Below are 1,210 nucleotides of genomic sequence, written 5' to 3'. Positions count from 1 at the left end.
AAACTTGGGGGAGGCCTTCAGGGCCGGATCCTGCAAAGCTGCGGCAATATCGGCCTCCTTTGTCACCCGCACCAGGCTGAGTGCCTTCGCGACGATGCCAAAGGTGTTGGAATGCTGGAGTGGAACGTTTTTCTCGACTAACATCCGGGTGATTGTCTCACTCCAACCCCCGTAAAAAAGACTTGCACCATGCCCTCTTTCGACACCGTTCTTGAAGCCGATCTGGTCAAGGTCAAAAACGCCGTGGAAAACACCGGCAAGGAAGTCGGCAATCGCTTTGACTTCAAGGGCACCTCGGCCTCCATCGAGCTGAAGGACAAGGACATCATCCTCGTCGGCGACGGCGACTTCCAGATCGACCAGATCAATGACATCCTGCGCTCCAAGCTCGCCAAGGCAGGCGTTGACGTACGCTTTCTGGACACCGGCAAGATTGAGAAAATCGGCGGCGACAAGGTCAAGCAGACCAACAAGGTCCGCAATGGCATCGACACCGAAACCGCCAAGAAGATCCAGGCCGCCATCAAGGCCAGCAAACTCAAGGTGCAGGCCGCCATCCAGGAAGAAAAAGTCCGCGTCACGGGCGCCAAGCGCGACGACCTGCAGGCCGCCATGGCGCTGATCCTGTCCGAGATGAAGGACTTTCCGCTTACTTTTGACAACCGCCGCGACTAGGTCTGCCATGAACCTTCTGCCTGCCCTCACCCAAGCAGCATTTTTGCTGTCCGCGTCTTTGCTGCTGCACGGCGCCGCACAGGCGCAGAGCGAAGGCCAATCCGTGGCGCTGGCCGGCATGATGGGCACCAAGGCCCTGCTGGTGGTCAACGGCGGTTCACCCAAGAGCGTCGCGCCCGGTGAAACACACCAGGGCGTAAAGATTATTTCCACCACCAGCGATCAGGCTGTCATCGAGCAGTCCGGCAAGCGGCACACACTGCGGGTGGGCGATGCGCCGGTGAACTCGGGCGGTAGCACTGCCTCAGCCGGTCGGGGCACGCGCATCACCATCACTGAAAGCGGCGGCGGTCATTTCATGACGGCCGGGCAGATCAACGGAAAGGCCGTGCAGTTCATGGTTGACACCGGTGCGACCAGCATTGCCATGAGCGCGTCGGATGCGGAGCGCTCTGGCATTAACTACAAAGACGGGCAGCCTGTGCGCATGTCCACAGCCAACGGCACCACGCAAGGCTACCGGGTCAAGCTCAAC

At 59.8% G+C, this 1,210-nt stretch carries 2 protein-coding genes and 1 pseudogene; 2 read left to right on the top strand and 1 reads right to left on the bottom strand.

Annotated features, from left to right (window positions below):
- A pseudogene (locus tag AC1DWI_RS23775) lies at nucleotides 1-144 on the bottom strand (UDP-N-acetylmuramate dehydrogenase); the annotation flags it as partial.
- 45 nt (nucleotides 145-189) lie between these two features.
- On the opposite strand from AC1DWI_RS23775, the gene AC1DWI_RS23770 reads away from it, so the two are divergent.
- Complete coding sequence (locus AC1DWI_RS23770) at nucleotides 190-675, top strand: YajQ family cyclic di-GMP-binding protein (protein WP_477668081.1); 486 nt, start codon at nucleotides 190-192, stop codon at nucleotides 673-675.
- Nucleotides 676-682: 7 nt separating this feature from the next.
- Nucleotides 683-1,210 (top strand): retropepsin-like aspartic protease family protein (locus AC1DWI_RS23765; protein ID WP_477725988.1); only part of this gene is annotated, 528 nt, incomplete at its 3' end.

The sequence above is a fragment of the Polaromonas sp. P3_C2 genome, from assembly GCF_056402675.1.
This window is presented reverse-complemented; position numbering and strand designations above follow the sequence as displayed.